Origin of the sequence: Streptomyces sp. NPDC002181 (assembly GCF_042890485.1) — a bacterium.
GTDB lineage: Bacteria > Actinomycetota > Actinomycetes > Streptomycetales > Streptomycetaceae > Streptomyces.
Genome location: NZ_JBIASC010000020.1, coordinates 39907 through 60063, shown reverse-complemented (window position 1 = coordinate 60063; position 20157 = coordinate 39907). Strand labels below are relative to the sequence as shown.

The following is a 20157-nucleotide window of genomic DNA, read 5'->3' as shown; positions in this document are numbered from 1 at the left end:
GGCTGTACGGCTGTGGTCAGGCTCTGTTGAAATCGCCAGCCGCCGCCCGCTGGAGAACGATCTCTAGGGGTTGCCGGACCTTCTTGACCGTCGGCCCAACGTCGTTGCCGGTGTACGCCCCCCACCGCTCAAGCCATGCCGTCAGCAGCCCGACCGTGATCGACAGGGCGTAGATCACCGAGCCCGCGTCGGGCGTAGTGGTCTCGTTGGTGCCGAGCAGCCAAGGGCGGCTGTGCGCACCACCAGACAGCAGGTTGTACGCGCCGGGGTGGCCTTCCCCAAGGAACGCCATCGCGGCCTTGCTGATGACGATGTCCCCTCTTGTCTTGTGACCTTCGAGCTCGGTCTCGGTCACCTTCCACCCTTGCTGGCTGAGCTTGTGGGTAACGCCCGCCTTCGCGAGGGTCGATTCGAACGACAGGATCGCCCGTTCCTGACCCGCCAAGATGTTGGGGTCGCGGTCCTCGTGTGTCGCGGCGAGGTTGCGGGCGTTGATGTTGTCGGCGATCTTGACGCCGGCGATGCGGGCGAGGAGCAGGCGGACATCGACACCCCGCTCGGTGACGTACCCGAACATGCCGCCTGCTTCCAGAGCGACCCGCACGAGCGTGAGGTGCGACAGGACCGGACCGGGCTCGCGCGTCAAGTCAGCAGGCAGCGCGCGCAGATGATCGAGTGCGCTGTTCTGCGCGAGCCGCGCGGTATCGCACGCCATGTCGTAGAGCCATAGGCGCATAGCGCGCCGCTCCCCATGAGCGCCGGCCTTGATTGCGGCCACGTCCTGCGCCCTACCGGTTCCGTCGAGCCCTTGCCCGAGCATGCTCTCGGCGTGACCGAGGGCGAGGCGGAGCGCGCTGGACGACTTCGCCATCAGCTCGGGAGTGACCTGTATGTTCGCGACTCGCCGCGGGGGTGGCTCAGGGGGGAACGTCATGCGAGAACGGTAGGGCCGTGGCCCCGCACAGCGCCGCCGGTTTACCTGCGGCCGGATCTTGGGCCATCCCGAACAAGGGTTGCACCGTTATCAATCTGTGACCTATAGTCGGTGGTGCCTCCGGCGTGCCCGGAAACAACCCCCTTCTTACGCCCCGCTACCACCCCCCTTCCGGTGGCGGGGCGTTCGCGTGCCCGCCATCGGGAGGTGATCCCGTGGCCGACCCCATCACGGACGCCGACCGCGAGGCGGTGCGCCGCCTGCACTCCGAGGGCAAGTCCCGCAACGCCATCGCCCGAGAGACCGGGCGCAGCGCCGCCACTGTCTCGAAGATCGCCGCCGAGCAGGGCCTCGCGTTCAGCGGCGGGGCGCGGGTGGCCGCCGCCACGCAGGCCCGTACGGCCGACGCCACCGCCCGGCGCGAGCGCCTCGCCGACGACGCCCTCGACGGCGCTCTCGCTCAGGTCGAGCGGGTCGTCGAGGCCGAGTCCGCCCGGGACGCACGCGACTACGCCACAGCCGCGCGGGCGCTCACCGAGGTACACGCCAAGGTCGCCGAGCTCGCCCGCCACACCAGCGGCGGAAGCGCCGGCGGGATGCTCGACCGCCTCGCCGACGCCCTGCTCGGCCCGCCGGGCGGTGACACCGACGGGGGGTGATCCCCTCGACCGGCCACCTCTCCGACAAGCAACTCGCCTCGCTCCGCGACTCGGTCGCCCGCATCAACGTGTGGCACGGCAGCGTTCGAAGCGGGAAGACGATCGCGAGCCTGCTCCGCTTCCTGTTCGCGGTGCGGCGCGCTCCGGCCTCGGGCCTGATCCTGATCGTGGGCCGGTCGCTCGCCACCATCGAGCGGAACGTGATCGAGCCCTTGCAGGACCCGGCCTTGTTCACCGACACCGCCGCCGAGGTCCACCACACCCGGGGCGCGACCACGGCCGTGGTCCTCGGCAGGGTGGTGCACCTGATCGGCGCGAGCGACGCCCGGTCCGAGGGCCGGCTGCGCGGTCTGACCGCGTCCGTCGCCTACGCCGACGAGATCACGCTGCTCCCCGAAGCCTTTTTCGTGCAGCTCCTCGCGCGCCTGTCCGTACCCGGGGCGATCCTGCTCGGGACGACGAACCCGGACGGGCCGAGGCACTGGCTCAAGGCGCAGTACCTCGACCGGCAGCACGAACTCGATCTTCGCTCCTGGCACTTCCAACTCGCCGACAATCCGGCCCTGTCCCCCGAGTACGTCGCCGCCCTGGCCGCCGAGTACACCGGGCTATGGCGGCGCCGGATGATCCTCGGCGAGTGGTGCGTCGCCGAGGGCGCCGTCTACGACGCTTACGACGAGCAGCGGCACGTCGTCGACACCCTGCCCGCGATGCGCCGGTACTGGTCGGGCGTGGACTACGGGACGAGCAACCCTTTCTCGATGGTCCTGCTCGGGCTCGGCGAGGACGGGCGCCTGTACGCGGTGGGCGAGTGGCGCCACGACTCGCGCGCCGAGCGCCGGCAGATGACCGACGCCGCTTACAGCCGCGCCGTCCGTGACTGGCTCGGCGAGATGGGCGTGCACCCCGAGTGGACGTTCATCGACCCGAGCGCGGCGAGCTTCTCCACTCAGCTTTGGGCCGACGGATACGCCGGGGTAGCCCGCGCGAACAACGCCGTCGGCGACGGCATCCGCAGCGTGGCGAACCTGCTCGACTCCGGCCGCCTGCTCATCCATCGCTCGTGCGCGGGGCTCCTCGGCGAGTTCCCCTCGTACGTATGGGACGACGCCGCGGCGGCGCGTGGCGAGGACCGCCCGGTGAAGGCGTCCGACCACAGCCTCGACGCGCTGCGGTACGCCGTACACAGCACTGTTCACGAATGGCGCGGGCTGCTCGCCCCCGCTTGATCCCCTCCCCCGCTCCGAGGCGCCTCGCCGCGCCTCGGGCTTGACGTGTCGAGGGGGTGGTCGCGTGCGTTCGCTGACCGATCGGTTTCTCGCCAAGGTCGCCCCGGGCCCTCTCGGTTGCTGGGACTGGACCGCGCACGTCAAGCCCAACGGCTATGGCCAAGTGAAGGTGGACGGCCGCCCCGCGTACGCCCACCGCGTCGCCTACGAGCTGACCCGGGGGCCGATCCCCGACGGGCTCGTGATCGACCACCTTTGCCGGCGTCGGCATTGCGTGAACCCCGACCACCTCGACGTGGTCACCACCCGGACCAACATCCTGCGCGGGGTGTCCCCCGCCGCGCGGCGCGCTCATCAGACGCACTGCTGCCGTGGGCACGTCTTCGACGAAGCGAACACGTACACCGCCCCCAACGGCACGCGGCACTGCCGCCGTTGCTCGGCGGCGCGCGCTCGCACACGACGACGTCGGGGGGTGAGCCGTGCCCCTGCCTGAGAACGGCGCCCCCTGGCCGCCGCCCGCCCTCGCTCGCCAGTACCGGCAGATCCGGATCGACGACGCTTGGTACAGCGGGCAGCACGAGCGGCTCGCCGCTGTCTACCGGACCAGTGCGGTCCGGGGGGACGGGCGCCGCCGGCTGTGGGGGCGTGACCGCGATCAGCAGCAGGCGGTGCCCGATCAGCGCCTGCACATTCCCCTGCCCGGTGACATCGCGGGCAGCTCGGCCGACCTATTGTTCGCCGAGCCGCCCGTGCTCACCGTGTCCGACTCGGTCACGCAGGACCGCCTCGACGAGCTCGCCGAGTCCGACGGCATCGCGAACGCGCTGCTAGAGGCCGCCGAGGTGTGCGCGGCGCTCGGCGGCGTCTATCTCCGGATCACGTGGGATCGCTCGCTTGCCGACCGCCCGCTGCTCACCAGCGTGCACCCGGACAGCGCGGTTCCCGAAGTGCGGTGGGGGCGCCTCACCGCCGTCACCTTCTGGCACGAGCTCACCTCGACCTCGGCGACCGTGTGGCGCCACCTCGAACGGCACTCTCCCGGGTGGATCGAGCACGCCCTCTACGAGGGTTCGTCCGACAGCCTCGGTACCCGGGTCCCGCTCACCGAGCACCCCGAGGTCGCCGACCTGGCCGACTCCCTCGGCCCCGAGGGCGACGCCCTGGCGACCGGGATCGACCGGCTCACCGCCGCCTACGTCCCCAACATCCGCCCCGACCGGGCCAACAGGGGAAGCGTCTTCGGCAGGAGCGACTACGGCGCTCCGCTGTACGACCTGTTCGACGCCCTCGACACCACATGGACATCATGGGTGCGCGACATCAGGCTCGCCCGCGCACGGCTGCTCGTCCCCGACGGCTACCTGCGCGACCACGGCCCCGGCCGCGGCGCCAGTTTCGATTCCGACCGGGAAATCTGGACCCTGCTCAACATCCCCCCGACCGAGCAGAGCGGCACGGGCATCACCCTGTCGCAGTTCGCCATCCGGGTTGACGAGCACGAGCGGACCTCGGCGGCGACCACCCGGCAGGCTGTGCAGTCCGCCGGCTACAGCCTCGGCACGTTCGGCCTAGACGATCAGGCCGCCGTGACCGCGACCGAGATCCGGGCACGAGACCGGCGGTCCATGACCACCCGGAAGAAGAAGGCGAGGTACTGGTCGCCCGAGCTCGGCGACATCCTGTACGCGATGCTCATGCTCGACCGGGCATGGTTCACGCCGCGCATCGTGCCGGAGCGGCCGACCGTCGTGTTCGGCCCGGTGGTCAGTGAGGACTCGGCCTCGCTCGCTCAAACCCTTTCGCTGCTCCAGCAGGCGCAGGCCGTATCCACGCTGACCAAGGTGCAGATGCTGCACCCGGATTGGGATTCGACGGCGGTTCAAGAAGAGACCGACCGCATCCTCGCCGAGACCGGGGCCGCTGTCCCGGACCCCATGCAGGCCGGTCTACTCGACTAGCTAGCCGGTCCGGAAGATCACACCCAAGAGCCTTTCCGCTCGGGCCCGTACCTGCGGCTCGGGGTGCGTCATGGCGACAGCGATCAACACCGTGACGACGGCGAAGAAGGGGGAGGACACCAAGGCGATCTGCGATTCGATTCCCATGGCCGCGACCCTACAAGCGCGGCGTTTAGACACTAATTTACCCATATGCGCTCGTTTGGTTAACTTAATAGAGTCACGCTCGAAAGAACCCCTGATCAGGGGCAGTTGAACGAGGCGCCGCCCGCACCCCCTCCCGTTTTCGAGCACCCGCAACCGTTCACGGCATCCGCACATTCGGAGCGGTGCGTACCTCCACCAATGGCGACATTCCGGGGGAGGTGCTGTGCCCATCCATCCCGCGATGGCCGAGGATCTCTCGGCCGCCGTCCGCGACCTCTACGCGGACGCCGAGACGCGCCTGCTCTCGCTCGTCGCGAGGCAGCTCGCCGACGGTTTCGAGGCGCCCGGTTGGGCGGTCGCGAAGCTCGCCGACGTGCAGCCCCTGCGGCGCGCGGCTCAGGGCGTGGTCGATGCCCTCGCGAGCGCCACAGAACTTGAGGTGTTCTCGGCCGTCACCGAGGCGTACGACATCGGGGCGCAGGCCGGGCTCGCCGAGCTCGGCGCGCTGTCCGATGCCGACGCCCGGCGGATCTCCGAGCGCACCCCGGGCACCCGGGCAGTGGACCGGCTCGCCGCCGAGACCGTCGAGCTCGTGACGCAGACACATCGCGGCATCCTGCGAGGCGTCGAGGACGGATACCGGCAGATCATCAGCGAGGTGTCGGCGACGCCGCTGCTCGGGATCGACTCCCGCAGGCAAGCCACGCAACGCGCGATGGAGCGTTTCAGCGACGTCGGCCTGAGGACGTTCGTCGACCGCCGCGGCCGGTCGTGGCAGATGACGAGCTATGCGGAGATGGCCACCCGAACGGCGGTCGGGCGCGCCGCCGTCGAGGCGCACGGCGACCGCCTGCGGGCCGCCGGTATCCGGCTGGTGATCGTCTCCAACGCGCCCCACAACTGCGAGCTTTGCGACCCTTTCGAGGGTCGGGTGCTCGCGCTCGACGGCCCGAGCGGCGCCCGAACGATCGAGATGGAGCACGCCACCGAGGACGGCCGCACCGTGCGGGTGGACGTCACCGGATCACTCGACGACGCCCGTCGCGCGGGACTCCAGCACCCCAACTGTCGGCACTCCACCTCGGCATTCCTGCCCGGGGTGACCCGAGCGCCGGTCGAGCACTCCGAGGACCCGGCGGGATACGCCGCCTCACAGAGGCAGCGGGCGATCGAGCGGGCCATCAGGAAGTGGAAGAACCGCAGCGCCGCCGCCGTCACCCCCGAGGCCAAGCGCGCGGCCGACGCCCGGGTGCGGCAGTACCAAGGCCGGATGCGCGAGCACCTGGCCGCGCACCCCGAGCTCATCCGCCGCCGCGAACGGGAAGCCCCGGGCGCCGGCAACCTCCCGACCGCCGCGCCGACCCCGCCGCACGACGCGGTGCAGGCCGCGCGCGTGCGAGCGGGCGACGACCGCACGCTGCCCGAGATGCGCGACGAGCAGCTCGGCGCCGCGCTGCGCCCGGGTGTGCTGGACGAACGCGACCGTGACCGGATCGCCGCCGAGGCGGACCGCCGCGACGAGCAGGCCCTGCTCGACCAGGTCCGCCCCGGCGGCCGGATGGTCGACAGCCTCGCCGAGTTCTCTGACGACGAGCTCGCCCGCATGGCGCTGCACCTCGACGACGAGGGGATGCTGCGGATCATGGCCGAGGCCGACCGGCGCGACCTTGACGCCGCGATGCCCTCCATACGGACCGACCTGCTCGGCATGTCCGAGCGGGACCTCGCCACCCGCGCCCGCCACGTCCCCGAGGACCGGCCGGCGATCGGCGCCGAGGTCCACCGCCGCCGGATGCTCGACGCCCTGTTCCCCGGTGGGCGCCTCTCCGCTGATCTCTCCGCCCTCGGCGATGACCTGCTCGTGTGGGGCACCCGCTACGCGAGCCCCGAGGACTCGATACGGATCGCTGCCGAGATCGACCGCCGGTACCCGCCCGTCCCACCGCCGCCCCCGGTGGGGGCGAGCGCCACCGCGACGATCACGGCGCACGATGCCCTCGACGCCGCCATGCACCCGATGCGCCTCGACGACCCGCCCCCGGCCGACCCCGACGAATGGGGCCCGTACGGGGCCGACATCGAGCGCGGCCCCGACGGCACCTCGGCCATGTCCGCCGCCGAGCGATGGGTCTACGAGCGCGAGCTCGAAGCCCGCGCGTCCCGCGAGGCGTACAGCCGCGACGAGATCCGGGCCATGTACGACGAGCACATCTACGTGCAGTGGCTCGCAGCCGAGGATGCCACCCGGGGCCACATGCTCAACCGCCGCGCCGAGGCCGCCGGCGTCGACCCGCGAACGCTGTTCACCGGGCCCGCCCACGTGGCCTACGCCCGAGCGTCCGAGGACCTCATCAGGTTTTGGGAGGACGTCCCCAGGGTGACGCTCGGCGAGTTCACCGAGCAGGTGACCGGCGTCCGCAACGGTGCCGGCGCCACCGCCCGCAGCGCCCGCGACAACCAGCGCAACAAGCAATGAGGGGGTGATCGCTTGGCGTTCCGCGAGGACGCCGTGCGCGCCCGCGCGGACGGGCTCGCCGCCGCGCGCGCCGGACACCCGGTGACCCGCTGCCCCCGCTTCACCGACCCCCGGCTCACTGCCGCTTGGGTCCGTGGCTACGCCGCCGCCGTCCGGCCCGCGCCGTAGCCCCTCCCCTCTCCAGGGCCGCCGATCCGGTGGCCCCTTTTCATGCCCGCACGAGCCCCGGAGGGCCGCACCACCATGCCCGAGACCACCGCCGATCCCGCCGTCGAGGCCGCTCCGACCGGCGAGCAGACCCCCGCCCCGACCGGAGCGCCCGCCGCCGACCCCGCCGCCGCGCAGCAGCTCGCCGAAGCCACCACCCGCGCAGAGCAGGCCGCGGCCGAGCGCGACGAGCTGCGCGCCGCCCTCGACGCCGTGACCAAGGCGCTCAACCCCAACGATCCCGGCGCCGAGAACGACCCGGCCGCCCTGGCCGCCGCCGTCGCCGAGCGCGACCGGCTGCTCGCCGAGCACTCGACCGAACTGCGCGGCGCCCGAGTCGAGCTCGCCGTCGCCCGCGCCGCCGCCGACGCGGGCGCCCGGGGCGACCGCCTGCTCAACAGCCGCTCATTCCTCGCCGCCGTCTCCAGCCTCGACCCCGCAGACAAGGGGTTCGAGGAGCAGCTCGGCGCCGCGATCAAGACGGCGGTCGACGCCGACCCCGACCTGTACCGCGCAGGCCCCGCCGCCCCGCCCCGCGCGGGCGCCGAGTTCAACGGCGCCCCGACCGGTGAGCGCAAGCCCGCGACCCTGCGCGACGCCATCGCCGCCCGCCTCGGCGGCTGAACCACTGGAGATCCCCACCTATGGCAATCACCCTTGCCGACGCCAAGCTCAACACGCAGGACGACCTCGACACCACGGTCATCGACGAGTTCCGTAAGTCGTCTTGGCTGCTCGACAATCTCGTCTTCGACGACGTCGTGTCCCCCGCAGGTGGGGGCGCGACCCTCACGTACGGGTACACGCGCCTGATCACCGAGCGCCCGGCACAGTTCCGAGCGCTGAACACCGAGTACCCCAAGGCGCAGGCCAAGCGGCAGCGCTTCACCGTCGATCTCAGCCCCTTGGGTGGGGCGTTCGAGGTCGACCGGGTCCTGTCCAACCTCGGCGCCGCGGCGACCAATGAGACCGAGTTCCAGATGAACCAGACGATCAAGAGCGCTCGCGCGTTCTTCTCCGATCAGGTCATCAACGGCAAGCGGGTCACGACCCCGGGGGCCGAGGCCGGGTTCGACGGGCTCGACAAGGCGCTCGCCGGCAGCACCACCGAGATGGGCGCCGGTACGTACCTCGACTGGACCGGCTCGGCCCTCGGCTCGGACGCCGGCAAGGCGAACGACTCGCTCGACATCCTCGACGAGTTCCTGTCCCTGCTCGACGGCGCCCCGTCGGTGCTGCTCGGGAACAAGAAGACGATCGCCCGGGTGCGGTCCCTCGCCCGCCGGGCCGGGTACTACGACCGGTCGCCGAACTCCTTCGGGCAGAACGTCGAGACGTACAACGGCATCGCCCTGGTGGACCTCGGCGAGAAGGCGGGCAGCATCGCCCCCGTGATCCCGGTCGAGACCCGGGATGTCGACGGCGCCGGATCGGGCGGCAACGTCATCGGTCTGTCGGACCTGTACGCCGTGCGTCTCGGCACCGATGGGTTCCACGGTGTCTCGACCGTCGGGGGTCAGCTCGTACGGCAGTGGCTCCCGGACTTCACCACGGCGGGCGCGGTCAAGGTCGGCGAGGTTGAGCTCGGTCCGGTGGCCGTGGCGCTCAAGGCCACCAAGGCGGCGGCGGTCCTGCGGAACATCAAGGTCCAGTGATGGCCCGGTACGCGATCACGGCCCCGCACGACGGCGACGAGCAGATCGGCGGCGTCACCATCTCCGACGGCCGCGCCACAGCGACCGATCCGGGCGAGGGGGTGCTGCTCTACCTACGCCGCCACGGCTACACCGTCGAGCCCCTCGACGACGAACCCGATGGCCCGCCGGACGACAAGCCGGCGGGCCGTTCCGCTGCCCGCAACAAGAGGGGGTGAGCGGTGGCCCGACAGCCCTACACCACCCCCGAGCAGCTCGCCGTCTGGCTCGGGCACCCGGCCCCGCCCGAGGCCGAGCGGCTGATCGCCCGCGCCGGCGAGGACATCGACTCGGCGCTGCTCACCGCGATCTACGCGGTTGACGACGACGGCGACCCCCTCGACCCGCCGATCGCCGAGGCGCTCGCCGCGGCGGTCTGCGCGCAGATCGAGTATTGGCTCGGGTCCGGCGATGACGGCACGGGCGCGGCGGGCAGGTGGGACTCGGTCTCGATCGGTCCCGTGTCCCTGTCGGGCCGCGCCGCCTCGACCGCCGGAGCGTCCGGCGTCGAGCTCGCTCCCCGGGCCGCCCGCGCACTGCGCCGCGCCGGCCTCGAACCGGGGCGGGTGATGGCGTGGTGACCCGCGTCCCCCCGTCCCTGCTCCGCCACCGGATCGGCGTCGAGCCCTACCTCGGCGACGGGGCGTACGGGCCCACGTACGGGCCGCTCGTCGAGCATCCCGCGCTCGTCGGCGAGGCGGTGCGCCTGGCGCGCGCCCCCGACGGCCGCGAGGTCACCAGCACCGCGCAGATCATCGCCGCACCCGGCATGGCCTGCCCGCCCGGCTCGCGCGTCACCCTGCCCGGCGGGCGGATCACCACGGCGATCAGCACCGCCTCGCACACCGCCCCGGGCCTACCGGTCCCCGCGTCCACGGAGGTGGTGTGCGAATGAGCCGCGCCCGACTGCGCTGGAACGGGGCCGCCGCCACAGGAGCGATCCGCGAGGCCGCGGCCCGGGGTCTGCTGCTCGGCGCCGAGCACGTGCTCGCCGAGAGCCGCAAGCGCGTCCCCATCAACGAGGGAACCCTCGAACGCAGCGGCGGCGCCTCGGTCGACGAGCAGCAGATGACCGCCGCCGTCTCCTACGACACACCGTACGCCGGTCGCGTTCATGAGGACATGAATGCCCGGCACGCCCCCGGGCGCAGCGCGAAGTACCTCGAAGGAGTGCTGCCCGAGACGAGTGGCGCCGTGCAGGCCCTGATCGCCGCGCAAGTCCGGCGGGCGCTGCGATGAGCTACGGCGTCGACCTGGCCGACGGATTCGCCCGGCTGCTGGACGCCGCCGGCGTCGGTACCTACCGGACCGACGGCCCGTACGCGGCGGGCGAGACGGCGATCACCGTCGCCCTGCTCCCGCCCTCCCCGGACCGCGCGCTGTGCCTGTCGGTCTACCCGGTCGCCGAGTCGGCCTCGCTCACGGACACGACCACCGGTCTACAGGTGCGCGTGCGTGCGGGCGCCGACCCGCGCGAGGCCGAGGTGCTCGCCGACCGGGTGCACGACGTGCTGCACGCGTCCGGCCCCCACGTCTTCGGCGAGGCCCGGGTGCAGCTCGTCTTCCGCGTCTCCGCCGGTCCGATCGGCGCCGACTCGTCGGGCCGCTGGGAGCGGACCGCGAACTACCACTGCCGCGCACATCGCCGGCACCCCAACCTCGAATAAGGGAGGTCCCATTGAGCACGCCGCCGCCCGTGGACGACGTGACCCTGCTCGCCCGGCGGTACCGCCTCGAACTCGACATGCCGACCGTGCCCGGAACTGCCGCGTGGGCGCTCGTCCCGGGCGTCTCGGAGTTCGCGCCGAAGATCGAGCCGACCGCCCAAGAGCTCAACCTCTACGACGGGGAAGGCTTCCCCGAGCAGGTCGTGACCATGCTCAAGTGGTCGATCGAGACCACCGTCGCCCACCGGGCCAACCCGACGACCCTCAAGTTCTCCAGCGCCCAAGAGGCGCTGCGCAAGGCGTCGATGTCCTTCGGCGCCGCATCGTACGTGCGCGTCCGATGGTTCGACCGGACCGGTCTCCCGGACGCGTACGAGGGCCGCGCCATCGTTCAGTGGGAGCCGGACGGCGGCGACGCCGCCGAGGTCGACACCGTCAAGATCACCTTGACCGGCTCGGGCCCGCTGACCGCGATCACGAACCCGGTCGCCTCGCCCGGCCTGCTCTCCGTCGAGGGCAAGACCGCAAAGGCGGTGAGCTGATGGCGTTCGAAGCACTCGGCGAACTCCTCGACGAAGCACTCACCCTCCCGCTCGGCGGCAAGTCCTATCGGGTGCCGGCGCCGTCGGCCGAGGTCGGCCTGCTCACGCAGGCGCTCGTGCACGCCGCGGCGGTCGCCGCCGACGGGGGCCGCGCCGACGAGCAGGTTCTCGCCGACGCCGCCGAACGCAACCACTATCAGGACGTGCTCGGCCCGGCATTCGACGAGATGCTCGCCGACGGGGTGTCGTGGCCCGAGCTCAAGCACGCCGCCCTCACGGCGATGGTGTGGATCGCGCAGGACCGGGGCGCGGCCGAACGGTTCTGGAACTCGGGCGGCGACCCAAATCGTCTGGCCCCGAACCGGCAGGCACGGCGCCAGTCGGGCGGGGCGAGTTCGACGAGGAATCCGGGCTCTGGGAGTGGTACGAGTACCCGGCCGGCGCCCGCCCGCGCCAAGGCAAAGGGCAAGCGCCGGAAGTGACATGGGCCCGGATTCTCGACGAGTGGCCGCTCGTCGAGGCCGACATGCACGAGACCTACGGGCTCGACCTCAGCACCCCCGGACTCCTTCAAACCCGCTCGTGGCGATGGCTGCGCGTGCGGGTCCTCGGCCTGCTCAGCACCGAGACGCGCCTCGCGCGCCTGCTCAACCCCTCGCCTGACTCGCCCACCCCCTAGCGGGGGCGCGGCTCGACCGACCGGGGGTGAGCAATGGCCCTCATGGTCGGCGAGCTCGCCGCCACCATCACCGTTGACGATTCCGGCGCCGCCGCCGGGGTCGCCCGCGCCGAGCAGGCGATGCGCCAGGGCGGCGACCGGATCGCCGCCGAGGCCGACCGCGCAGGCGAGCAGGCCGGCGACAACCTCGGCGACGGGCTCGCCGACGGCGCGGCCGACGGCGGGGCGGAAGCCTCGCGCGGCATGGGAACCGCCTTGAAGGGGTTCGCCGCGGCGGCGATCGGCGCAGGGATCGGCGCGGCCCTCATGGCCGGGGTCGGCGAGGCGCTCGAACAGTCCAAGATCCCGGGGCAGTTGCAGGCGCAGCTCGGGACGACCGGGCCGGTCGCCAAGCAGTACGGCAAGGTCGCGGGCGATCTCTACGCCGGGGCCATCGTCGACTCTGTCAGCGACGGTGCCGAGATCGTCAAGGGCATCGCCCGGAACGGATTGCTCCCGCCGGACGCGACGCAGGGGCAGATCAAGACCCTTGCGACGCAGGTCGCGAGCGCCGCGACGGTCATGGGCGAGGACGTCTCGAACGTCTCCCGGTCCGTCGGGACGATGCTCAAAAACGGGCTCGCCAAGAATGCCGAGGAAGCGCTCGACGTCCTCGTAAAGGGAACGCAGAACGGCACGGGGGCCGCCGAGGATCTGCTCGATACGTTCAACGAGTATCCGACAGAATTCCGGCAGCTCGGGCTCGACGCACAGACGTCGATGGGCCTACTGCAACAGGGTTTGCAGGGCGGTGCACGCGATGCCGATATCGTCGCCGACAGCCTCAAGGAATTCACCCTGATGGCTCAGGGGATGAGCGAGGCGACGGCGACCGCCTATAAAGACCTCGGTTTCAACGCCGAGAAAATGCAAAAGGTCTTCCAAAAGGGCGGACCGGAAGCGGCAAAAGCCCTCGACCAGGTTCTCGACAAGCTGCGCGGGGTCAAGGACCCCGCTAAGCAGAGCGAGATCGCGCTCGGTCTTTTCGGCACAAAGGCCGAGGACATGCAGAAGGCGATCTATTCGCTCGACCCGTCCAATGCCGTAAAGGCGCTCGGGGATGTCAAGGGCGCCACCGACGCCGCCGGTAATGCGCTGCACGACAATGCTGCGACGAAGATCGAGGCGTTCAAGCGTGGCATCGAGCAGAAGCTCGTCGCCACCATCGGGAACTACGCGATCCCGGTTATCGAGAAGCTCGCGAATTGGGTGGGCGCGGGTGGACTCGGCGGTGCGTTCAGCGCGGGCGCCGCGTTCGTCAGCGAGCACTCGACGGCCCTGTCGATCGCCGCCGGCGTGATCCTGGTCCTGATGCTCCCGACGCTGATCGCGTTGGGCGTCACGGCCACTACGACGACCATCGCGGTCGTCACCGGATGGGCGACGCAGACCGTCGCGGGCGTAACCGCTGCAGGACGGTTTGTCCTGCTCAACGCCACAATGCTGGCCGGTTGGCTCGCACAGGGAGCCGGCGCCGGCGCCGCTGCGATACGGGTGGTCGCGGCGTGGGTCCTGATGGGGACGCAGTCCCTGATACAGGGGGCCCGGATGGCCGCGGCGTGGCTGCTCGCCATGGGCCCGATCGCGCTCGTGATCGCCGCCGTGGTCGCGATCGTCGCCCTGATCGTCGCCAACTGGGACACCATCGTCGGCGCCACAAAGGCCGCGTGGGATTGGGTGTGGGGCAAGCTCAAGAGCATTGGAGAAACGATTCTCCAATTCTTCTTGAATTGGACCATCGTCGGCCTGATTATCAAGCATTGGGATTCGATCAAGTCCGGCACCACGGCAGCATGGAATGCCACGGTCGAGTGGCTCCGGGGAGTCCCGGGGAGGATCGTTGATTTTTTCCTCAACTGGACCTTGATCGGGCTCATTATCCGCCACTGGGATTCCATCAAGAGCGGAACCGTCCGCAAGGCGGGCGAGATGCTCGACTATGTGCGAGGGCTGCCGGGGTCGATCGCGAGCTACTTCGGCAATTTCGGAACGATGCTGTACGACAAGGGTCGCGATCTCGTCTACGGCTTGTGGAATGGCATCAGGGGAATGGGCTCGTGGCTCAAGTCGACCTTGATGTCGTGGGCCAAGAATCTCATTCCTGGCCCTATCGCCAAGGCTCTTGGTATTCATTCTCCGTCGCGCCTTATGCGGGACAAGATCGGCCGGTTCATCCCTGCCGGAATCGTCGAGGGAATCAAGGCCGGATCGTCCGCCGTCGATCGAACGATGCGCAATCTCGTATCGGTTCCGAGTCCGCGGTTCGCCGCCGCCGGCGCCCCCGGTAACGGCGGCGCGGCGGCGGGTGGTTGGGGGCCGAGTGTCCACATCGAGAACTGGCACGGCGGCGATCAGAGCCCGGAGCAGAACGCGACCGCGCTCGCCTGGCACATGAAGGCAAGGGGGTGATCATGGCCCCCGGCGACCGGGTTCATCGTCCCGGGCACGTCCAGTTCGGCGACCTGCTGCTCGGCCCGTCCACGCCGTACGGGTGGGAGTCCCTCACCGGGTGGGAGGACTCCCCCGCGTTCGACTCGGGCACGGTGCCCCGGTCCGACAGTCACGGCGCCTACCCCGGCCGGCTGCTCGCGCAGGCCCGGACGATCACCTTGGACGGGGTGGCGATCCGGACCGAGCGCGGCCGGATGGGCGCCGCGGTCCGAGCGCTGTCGGCGGCGACGGCGCTGCGCGACGACGAGCTGCCCCTCGTGGTCCAGCTCGACGACTCCCCGCCCCTGCTCTCGTGGGCGCGGTGCATCCGGCGGGCCGTCCCCGTCGGGGCGGGCGGGTACGCGATCGGTCTCGTCACCGGGGCGGCGATCCAGTGGGAGGCCACCGACCCGCGCCGGTACGAGGTGATCGAGCAGCAGGCGACCACGAACCTGCCCGCGCCCGAGCCCGGCCTCGACTGGCAGGTGACCCCCGGGCCCGAGAGGTTGCTCTATCCGGTGAACTTCGGCGCCCCGGGCAGCACGGGAACGCTCCTGGCCCTCAACGAGGGCGACGCCCCGGCCCACCCGCTCGTGACCATCCGGGGCCCCGTCTCCCGGCCCTCAGTGACCAGCCTCGCCACCGGGCAGGCGATCGAGTACGACATCGACCTCGCCGCCGACGACGAGCTCGTGATCGACACCCGCGACGGCACGGTCACCCTCAACCGCACCGCGAGCCGCCTCTACACGGCGACCGCCCGCAGCGTTCCCGAGCAGGTTTTCACCCTCGCCGCCGACAGCGTGACGACCCTCGCGTTCCGAGCGGCGCCCGGATCGACCGACCCCCGCGCCGCCGTCTCCGTCCGGTGGCGCTCCGCCTACTGGTAAGGAGGACAACCCCTTGACTGTGCGCGCCGGATGGCTGCTCCCCGCAGGCCAGACACGCGAGGACACCCGCCTTGTGCCGCTCGGCGTCATGTCGCCCGAGGGCGCGATGACCACCCGCGACGGCGTGATCGCCGGAGGGAGCTCCCTGGCGGCGACCGGCGTCGGCGCCATGCGGGTGCAGATCGCCGTCGGCCGCGCCCTGGTGCAGGGCACCGATACGCAGGGCGCGTACCCCGTGGCCGTGACCGCACCCGAGACCCTGACCATCGCCGACGGGTCCGCGCAGTACGGGCGCATCGACGCCGTGGTGCTGCGGGTGTACGACGAGCTTTACGACCTCGGCGACAAGACCCTCGCCCGCGTCGAGATCATCCAAGGGGCGGCGACCGCCACCCCCACCCCTCCGGCCCTGCCCCCGGCCGCGCTGCGGCTGTGGGAGATCACGGTTCCCGCCGGGGTCTCGGCCGGAACCGGCGGCATCTCGTGGGCCTCGGCCCTTGCCGACCGGCGCCGCTACACCGCCGGGTACGGGGGCGTCATTCCCCGAGGCTGGGGGCTCGGCTTCGCCGGTGCCTACGTCGGGCAGTACCGGGACAACGGCGATGGCCTCGACCGCTGGGACGGCGCTGCGTGGCAGACCCTCGACCCTGTCGTCGGGTGGACCACGCCCGCACTCGCTGCCGGCTACACCAACGGCGGTAACTCACAAGGGAATCTGCGATACCGGCGGATCATGCTCGGCGGTGTCCCCCACCTGCAATGGCGCGGCGGCCTGTCCTGGACCACCAACGCGGCCCCGCCCGCCAATGGACAGCCCCTCGCCGCGCCGCTCCCCGCCGCCGCCCGGCCCGCGCTGCTCACCTCGGCGTCCATCGCCGCCGGCGGCGTCCCGATCAAGGTCGACTGCCAGCGCGACGGGCACTTGAAGCTCATCGGCAACCCCTCGTTGACCACGTGGGCCGCCATGAGCGGCGTGATCTACCCGCTCGACGCGTGAGGGGGTGATCACCTGATCGCCCCCACGTACCGCGTGATCCTGTGCGACCTGCGCAGCGATCAGGTGCTCGACGTGCTGCCGATCACCGACGTGTCGCTCGACGACTACATAGGCAAGATCGGTAGCGCCTCGGCAACGATCCCCCTGCCGAACCGCGCGGTCGCCGCGCGCGCCCGCGCCGCCGTCGAACCGGGCCGTACCGCGATGTGGATCGAGCGCGGCTCGGAAATCTGGTGGGGCGGCGTCCTGTGGACCGCCAACCTGACCAGCAACGCGCGCGGGTTCCTCGGCCTCCAAGTACAGGCGGGCGGGTGGGCGTCCTACCTCGATCATCGCGCGATCCTCCACACGCAGCAGGCGGTGCAGGTCGATCAGTACGACATCGTCCGAGGTCTGATCGACTACTCGGCCAGTCTCCCCGGCGGCGACATCGGCATCGAGGCCGACGCCGAGCAGCTCTCGGGAGTCCTGCGCGACCGCACCTTTCGCCGCTATGACGTCCCCCGCATCCGCGAGGTGATCGACCAACTCGCCGCCACGGAGAACGGTTTCGAGTGGCGGATCATGTCGTACCGCGAGCCGACCAGCGGCCGACGGGTCAAGCACTTGCAGCTCGGCGCCCCGGTCATCCGCACGGGCGCGAGCGAGGTCGTCCTCGACCACCCGGGCCCGATCCTCTCCTACGGGTGGCCCATCGACGCCACCGTGCAGGCCAACGTCTGGCAGAGCCGAGGCGCGTCCGACAACAAGAACCAGACAGCGGAGTCCCTTCCCCTGATGAGCGAGCTACTCGTCGCCGACGAGCAGCTCACCGCCGGATGGCCCCGGCTGGACGGCACCTCGGACTACTCCACCGTGACCGAGCAGCCCACCCTCGACGCACACGCACGCGCCGACCTGGCCGCCGCCCTGCGCCCGCAGACGATCCCCGAGGTGACCGTCGCGCTCGACCGCACCCCCTTGTCGCCGGCCCTGCTCGGCGCCACCGTCCGCGTGCGCATCCGTGACGACTGGTGGACCGAGGGGCTCGACCACCGGTACCGCGTCGTCGGCCTCGCCATCAATCCACCCCTACGCGGCCGACCCGAGACCGCGAAACTCCTCCTGGAGGCCGCCTAAGTGGCAGCGATCCCCCTCGACCTGCTCGACCGAATCCGCGATCTCGAACGGCGGGTGCGCGAGCTCGCCGGCCGCGCCAACATCCGCCCTGCCCTCGACCAGATCCTGCACGGCGACATCCGCATCGGCGAGGGCGGACAGCTCATTGCCCAGACCCCGCAGGGTGTCGTGACATTCAAGGTTGGCGAGACCAGCCAGGGAGATTGGGGGATTTTCATCCGTCGTGCCGACGGATCACGGGCCCTCACCGTCGGCGACGACATCCTCGAAGAGGATCAGATGCTGCGTCTGTGGTCACGTGATCCCGGCGCCCCCGACAAGGTGCTCGTGATGGACGACGCTTTCAGTGATCGTTTCCTCGGCCGCCCCCTGCTGCCCATTCAGCTCCACCCCACCGAGCGGCAGAACACTGCCTCTACCGGTTGGGAAGTCGCGTGGTGGGGCACGGGGCCCGCAACGCACGCCGTCGCGCACATGAGCCTGCACACCTACGCCAACACGGGTGGGGGGCAGGTTCGGGTCACCATGCAGGCCGACGGCATGAGCGCGGTCACCGTCGCCGAGTACGACTGCCCGGCCGGAGCGTGGACCGAGCGCGAGATCGTGCAGCCGATGCACGGCATTGAGTATTTGCAGTGGGTCGACTGGACCGTCGAGCACCGCAACAAGCAGCCGAACCGCGACATCGAGACGCGGCTGTTCTACGCGATCAACCGGCACACCCTCGACCCCAGCGAAGCGCCGAGCCTGCCGACCCGTACGCCCCCGGCCGCGGCTGCTGCCGTACCCCCGCCGCCCGCCGCGCGAAAGCCGCAGCCCGAGCAGGGCCTACGGACCATCGACGACTAAGGAGGCCCCGCACTGCTGCCCCCGTCCATACCCACCGTGACCGTGCGCGGTCGCTTCCTCGCCCCCGACGGCACTCCGCTGTCGGGGGCGGTTGTCTTCCGCGCTCCCGCTCAGCTCACCTTCCCCGCCGCCGACGTCATCCTCGGCGGACCGGTGAGCGCCGTCCTCGACGCGCAGGGCTCGATCGAGGTCACCCTGCCCGCCACCGACTCGCCCGCCATGGACCCGAGCGGGTGGGCCTACATCGTGACCGAGCAGCTCTCGGGAATCCCCGTGGGCCGCTCGTACAACGTCGTCTTGCCCAAGGCGCTGCCCGAGGTCGACCTCGCCGACATCGCCCCCACCGACCCTTCGAAACCGAACTACGTCGGAGTGCCGGGGCCCGTCGGCCCGCAGGGTGCCCCCGGATCGCGGATCTACAGCGGTGCCACCGCGCCCGCGGCCGGCCTCGGCACCGACGGCGACGTTTACGTGCGCTACGAAAGCTCGACCGTTCTCGGCGTCACCTCGACGACCGTCTCGACATGGCAGCGCAGCGCCGGAACTTGGGCGCAGCTCGGCGGCGACATCCGCGGCGCAGCCTGGTACGTCAACACGGCGAGCACCCCCTCGACCGGTACCCGACCGGGCGACATGCTGCTGCGCACCGATACCGGCGACCTGTGGCAGCGCGGCGCGTCCGGGTGGGGAACGGCCGTGGGGAACCTGCGGGGCCCCGTCGGCGCGACCGGCGCGGCCAGCACCGTACCCGGACCGCAGGGCCCCAAGGGCGACACCGGAGCGGCCAGCACCGTACCCGGGCCCCAAGGCCCGAAGGGCGACCCGGGCGCCGGTTCGGTCTCGACCGTCAACGGGAGCGCCGGCCCCGACGTTGTGATCACAGTCGCCGGTAAGACGGGAACGGCGATCACCCTCGCCGCGGCCGACGTCGGCGCGCAGGCCACGGGTACCGCCGTCCTGCTCACCGGAACGCAGACCGTCGCCGGTGCCAAGACGTTCAGCAGCGTTCCCTCGTCGAGCGTCGCGCCGACCGCCGACAACCACCTCGCCCGCAAGAGCTATGTAGACGTGTCGGTCGGCGGGTCCTGGCTTCCGAGCGATCTCGGTTTCAGCGGGTGGACGTTCGACCCTGCCGTGTCCAACAGCGGGCAGGCCCTGCTCGCCGGATACGTCTACCTGTGCGGGGTCACCCTGCGCGTGCCCACCACCGTGACGAACGTGTGCTTCTACTCGTGCGGGTACGGGGGCGGGGCGTTGAACGCGAGCAGCTTCGCCGGCCTCTACACCGCCGCCGGCGCCCGCGTCGGAGTGACCGCCGCGCTCTCGACGATCTTCACCGCGAACGAGGGCGCGACCGTCGTCTGTCCGTTGGGCACGCCGTACTCGGCCCCGGCCGGTACCTACTGGGTGGCCATCGTGACCAACGGGCAGGTGGCGAGCCCCTACAACGGGCCGGTGCTTGCGCGCGGCGCCAACCTCGGCACCAGCCCAGCGGGCGCCGCGGCCATGCCGGGTGCCTTCCGCCGTGCCGCGCGCCTCACCGCGACCGGACAGACCAGCCTGCCCGCATCATTCACCCCCGCCTCGGCCCTCACCTACGACGCAAACGCCCTATGGGCCGCAGTCAGCTAAGGAGAC

General features: G+C 71.2%; 24 protein-coding genes. 22 read left to right on the top strand and 2 right to left on the bottom strand.

The window, feature by feature from the left end; genetic code table 11:
* Positions 1–16: 16 nt before the first annotated feature.
* On the bottom strand, positions 17–934 hold the full coding sequence (locus tag ACFYXV_RS32620; RefSeq protein ID WP_389384885.1) for a hypothetical protein: 918 nt from the start codon (positions 932–934) through the stop codon (positions 17–19).
* Positions 935–1149: 215 nt separating this feature from the next.
* On the opposite strand from ACFYXV_RS32620, the gene ACFYXV_RS32615 reads away from it, so the two are divergent.
* The 4 genes from ACFYXV_RS32615 (at position 1150) to ACFYXV_RS32600 (ending at position 4783) form a co-directional block, all read left to right on the top strand.
* Positions 1150–1593, top strand: coding sequence for a helix-turn-helix domain-containing protein (locus ACFYXV_RS32615; RefSeq protein ID WP_389384884.1), 444 nt, complete (start codon positions 1150–1152; stop codon positions 1591–1593).
* Positions 1590–2822, top strand: coding sequence for a PBSX family phage terminase large subunit (locus ACFYXV_RS32610; RefSeq protein ID WP_389384883.1), 1233 nt, complete (start codon positions 1590–1592; stop codon positions 2820–2822). Before ACFYXV_RS32615 ends, ACFYXV_RS32610 begins: the two co-directional genes overlap by 4 nt.
* Before the next feature lie 64 nt (positions 2823–2886).
* Positions 2887–3318, top strand: coding sequence for an HNH endonuclease signature motif containing protein (locus ACFYXV_RS32605; protein ID WP_389384882.1), 432 nt, complete (start codon positions 2887–2889; stop codon positions 3316–3318).
* Positions 3305–4783 carry a phage capsid protein gene (locus tag ACFYXV_RS32600; protein ID WP_389384881.1) on the top strand — a complete coding sequence of 493 codons (1479 nt, stop codon included), beginning with the start codon at positions 3305–3307 and terminating at the stop codon, positions 4781–4783. The genes ACFYXV_RS32605 and ACFYXV_RS32600 overlap by 14 nt, the downstream gene beginning before the upstream one ends.
* Here the strand turns inward: ACFYXV_RS32600 and ACFYXV_RS32595 are convergent, their stop codons facing one another.
* Complete coding sequence (locus ACFYXV_RS32595; RefSeq protein ID WP_385370796.1) at positions 4784–4930, bottom strand: hypothetical protein; 147 nt, start codon at positions 4928–4930, stop codon at positions 4784–4786.
* 223 nt (positions 4931–5153) lie between these two features.
* Between ACFYXV_RS32595 and ACFYXV_RS32590 the strand changes: the two genes are divergently transcribed.
* Genes ACFYXV_RS32590 through ACFYXV_RS32505 form a run of 18 tightly spaced genes read left to right on the top strand, consistent with a single transcriptional unit; the run spans position 5154 to position 20151 of the window.
* The gene (locus ACFYXV_RS32590; RefSeq protein ID WP_389384880.1) at positions 5154–7406 is read left to right on the top strand and encodes a phage minor capsid protein; all 2253 of its coding nucleotides are present in this window, start codon (positions 5154–5156) and stop codon (positions 7404–7406) included.
* Between the two features lie 12 nt (positions 7407–7418).
* On the top strand, positions 7419–7574 hold the full coding sequence (locus ACFYXV_RS32585; RefSeq protein ID WP_328969242.1) for an Rmf/CrpP family protein: 156 nt from the start codon (positions 7419–7421) through the stop codon (positions 7572–7574).
* Positions 7575–7616: 42 nt separating this feature from the next.
* Complete coding sequence (locus ACFYXV_RS32580) at positions 7617–8237, top strand: hypothetical protein (protein ID WP_389384879.1); 621 nt, start codon at positions 7617–7619, stop codon at positions 8235–8237.
* Positions 8238–8257: 20 nt separating this feature from the next.
* On the top strand, positions 8258–9268 hold the full coding sequence (locus tag ACFYXV_RS32575; protein ID WP_389384878.1) for a major capsid protein: 1011 nt from the start codon (positions 8258–8260) through the stop codon (positions 9266–9268).
* On the top strand, positions 9268–9486 hold the full coding sequence (locus ACFYXV_RS32570) for a hypothetical protein (protein ID WP_389384877.1): 219 nt from the start codon (positions 9268–9270) through the stop codon (positions 9484–9486). The genes ACFYXV_RS32575 and ACFYXV_RS32570 overlap by 1 nt, the downstream gene beginning before the upstream one ends.
* A 3-nt stretch (positions 9487–9489) precedes the next feature.
* Positions 9490–9888, top strand: a complete 399-nt coding sequence (locus tag ACFYXV_RS32565) for a hypothetical protein (protein WP_389384876.1) — start codon at positions 9490–9492, stop codon at positions 9886–9888.
* Positions 9885–10202 carry a hypothetical protein gene (locus tag ACFYXV_RS32560; RefSeq protein WP_389384875.1) on the top strand — a complete coding sequence of 106 codons (318 nt, stop codon included), beginning with the start codon at positions 9885–9887 and terminating at the stop codon, positions 10200–10202. Before ACFYXV_RS32565 ends, ACFYXV_RS32560 begins: the two co-directional genes overlap by 4 nt.
* Positions 10199–10546, top strand: coding sequence for a hypothetical protein (locus tag ACFYXV_RS32555; protein ID WP_389384874.1), 348 nt, complete (start codon positions 10199–10201; stop codon positions 10544–10546). Before ACFYXV_RS32560 ends, ACFYXV_RS32555 begins: the two co-directional genes overlap by 4 nt.
* Positions 10543–10974 (top strand): minor capsid protein, encoded by a 432-nt coding sequence (locus ACFYXV_RS32550; protein ID WP_389384873.1) that lies wholly within the window; start codon positions 10543–10545, stop codon positions 10972–10974. Before ACFYXV_RS32555 ends, ACFYXV_RS32550 begins: the two co-directional genes overlap by 4 nt.
* A gap of 11 nt (positions 10975–10985) precedes the next feature.
* Positions 10986–11516: a phage tail tube protein gene (locus tag ACFYXV_RS32545; RefSeq protein ID WP_389384872.1), complete on the top strand. Its 531-nt coding sequence runs from the start codon at positions 10986–10988 to the stop codon at positions 11514–11516.
* Entirely contained in the window at positions 11516–11998 is a 483-nt protein-coding gene (locus ACFYXV_RS32540; protein WP_389384871.1) for a hypothetical protein, read from the top strand. Before ACFYXV_RS32545 ends, ACFYXV_RS32540 begins: the two co-directional genes overlap by 1 nt.
* Complete coding sequence (locus tag ACFYXV_RS32535) at positions 11995–12195, top strand: hypothetical protein (RefSeq protein WP_385967601.1); 201 nt, start codon at positions 11995–11997, stop codon at positions 12193–12195. Before ACFYXV_RS32540 ends, ACFYXV_RS32535 begins: the two co-directional genes overlap by 4 nt.
* A 33-nt stretch (positions 12196–12228) precedes the next feature.
* Complete coding sequence (locus tag ACFYXV_RS32530) at positions 12229–14643, top strand: phage tail tape measure protein (RefSeq protein WP_389384870.1); 2415 nt, start codon at positions 12229–12231, stop codon at positions 14641–14643.
* Positions 14644–14645: 2 nt separating this feature from the next.
* Positions 14646–15554, top strand: a complete 909-nt coding sequence (locus ACFYXV_RS32525; protein ID WP_389384869.1) for a phage distal tail protein — start codon at positions 14646–14648, stop codon at positions 15552–15554.
* Between the two features lie 13 nt (positions 15555–15567).
* Positions 15568–16551 carry a hypothetical protein gene (locus ACFYXV_RS32520; RefSeq protein WP_389384868.1) on the top strand — a complete coding sequence of 328 codons (984 nt, stop codon included), beginning with the start codon at positions 15568–15570 and terminating at the stop codon, positions 16549–16551.
* Between the two features lie 33 nt (positions 16552–16584).
* Positions 16585–17670, top strand: coding sequence for a hypothetical protein (locus tag ACFYXV_RS32515; RefSeq protein WP_389384867.1), 1086 nt, complete (start codon positions 16585–16587; stop codon positions 17668–17670).
* Positions 17671–18519 (top strand): hypothetical protein, encoded by an 849-nt coding sequence (locus ACFYXV_RS32510; RefSeq protein ID WP_389384866.1) that lies wholly within the window; start codon positions 17671–17673, stop codon positions 18517–18519.
* Positions 18520–18555: 36 nt separating this feature from the next.
* A complete protein-coding gene (locus tag ACFYXV_RS32505) occupies positions 18556–20151 on the top strand; it encodes a phage tail protein (protein ID WP_389384865.1) in 1596 nt (531 codons plus the stop codon).
* The last annotated feature ends 6 nt before the right edge of the window (positions 20152–20157 follow it).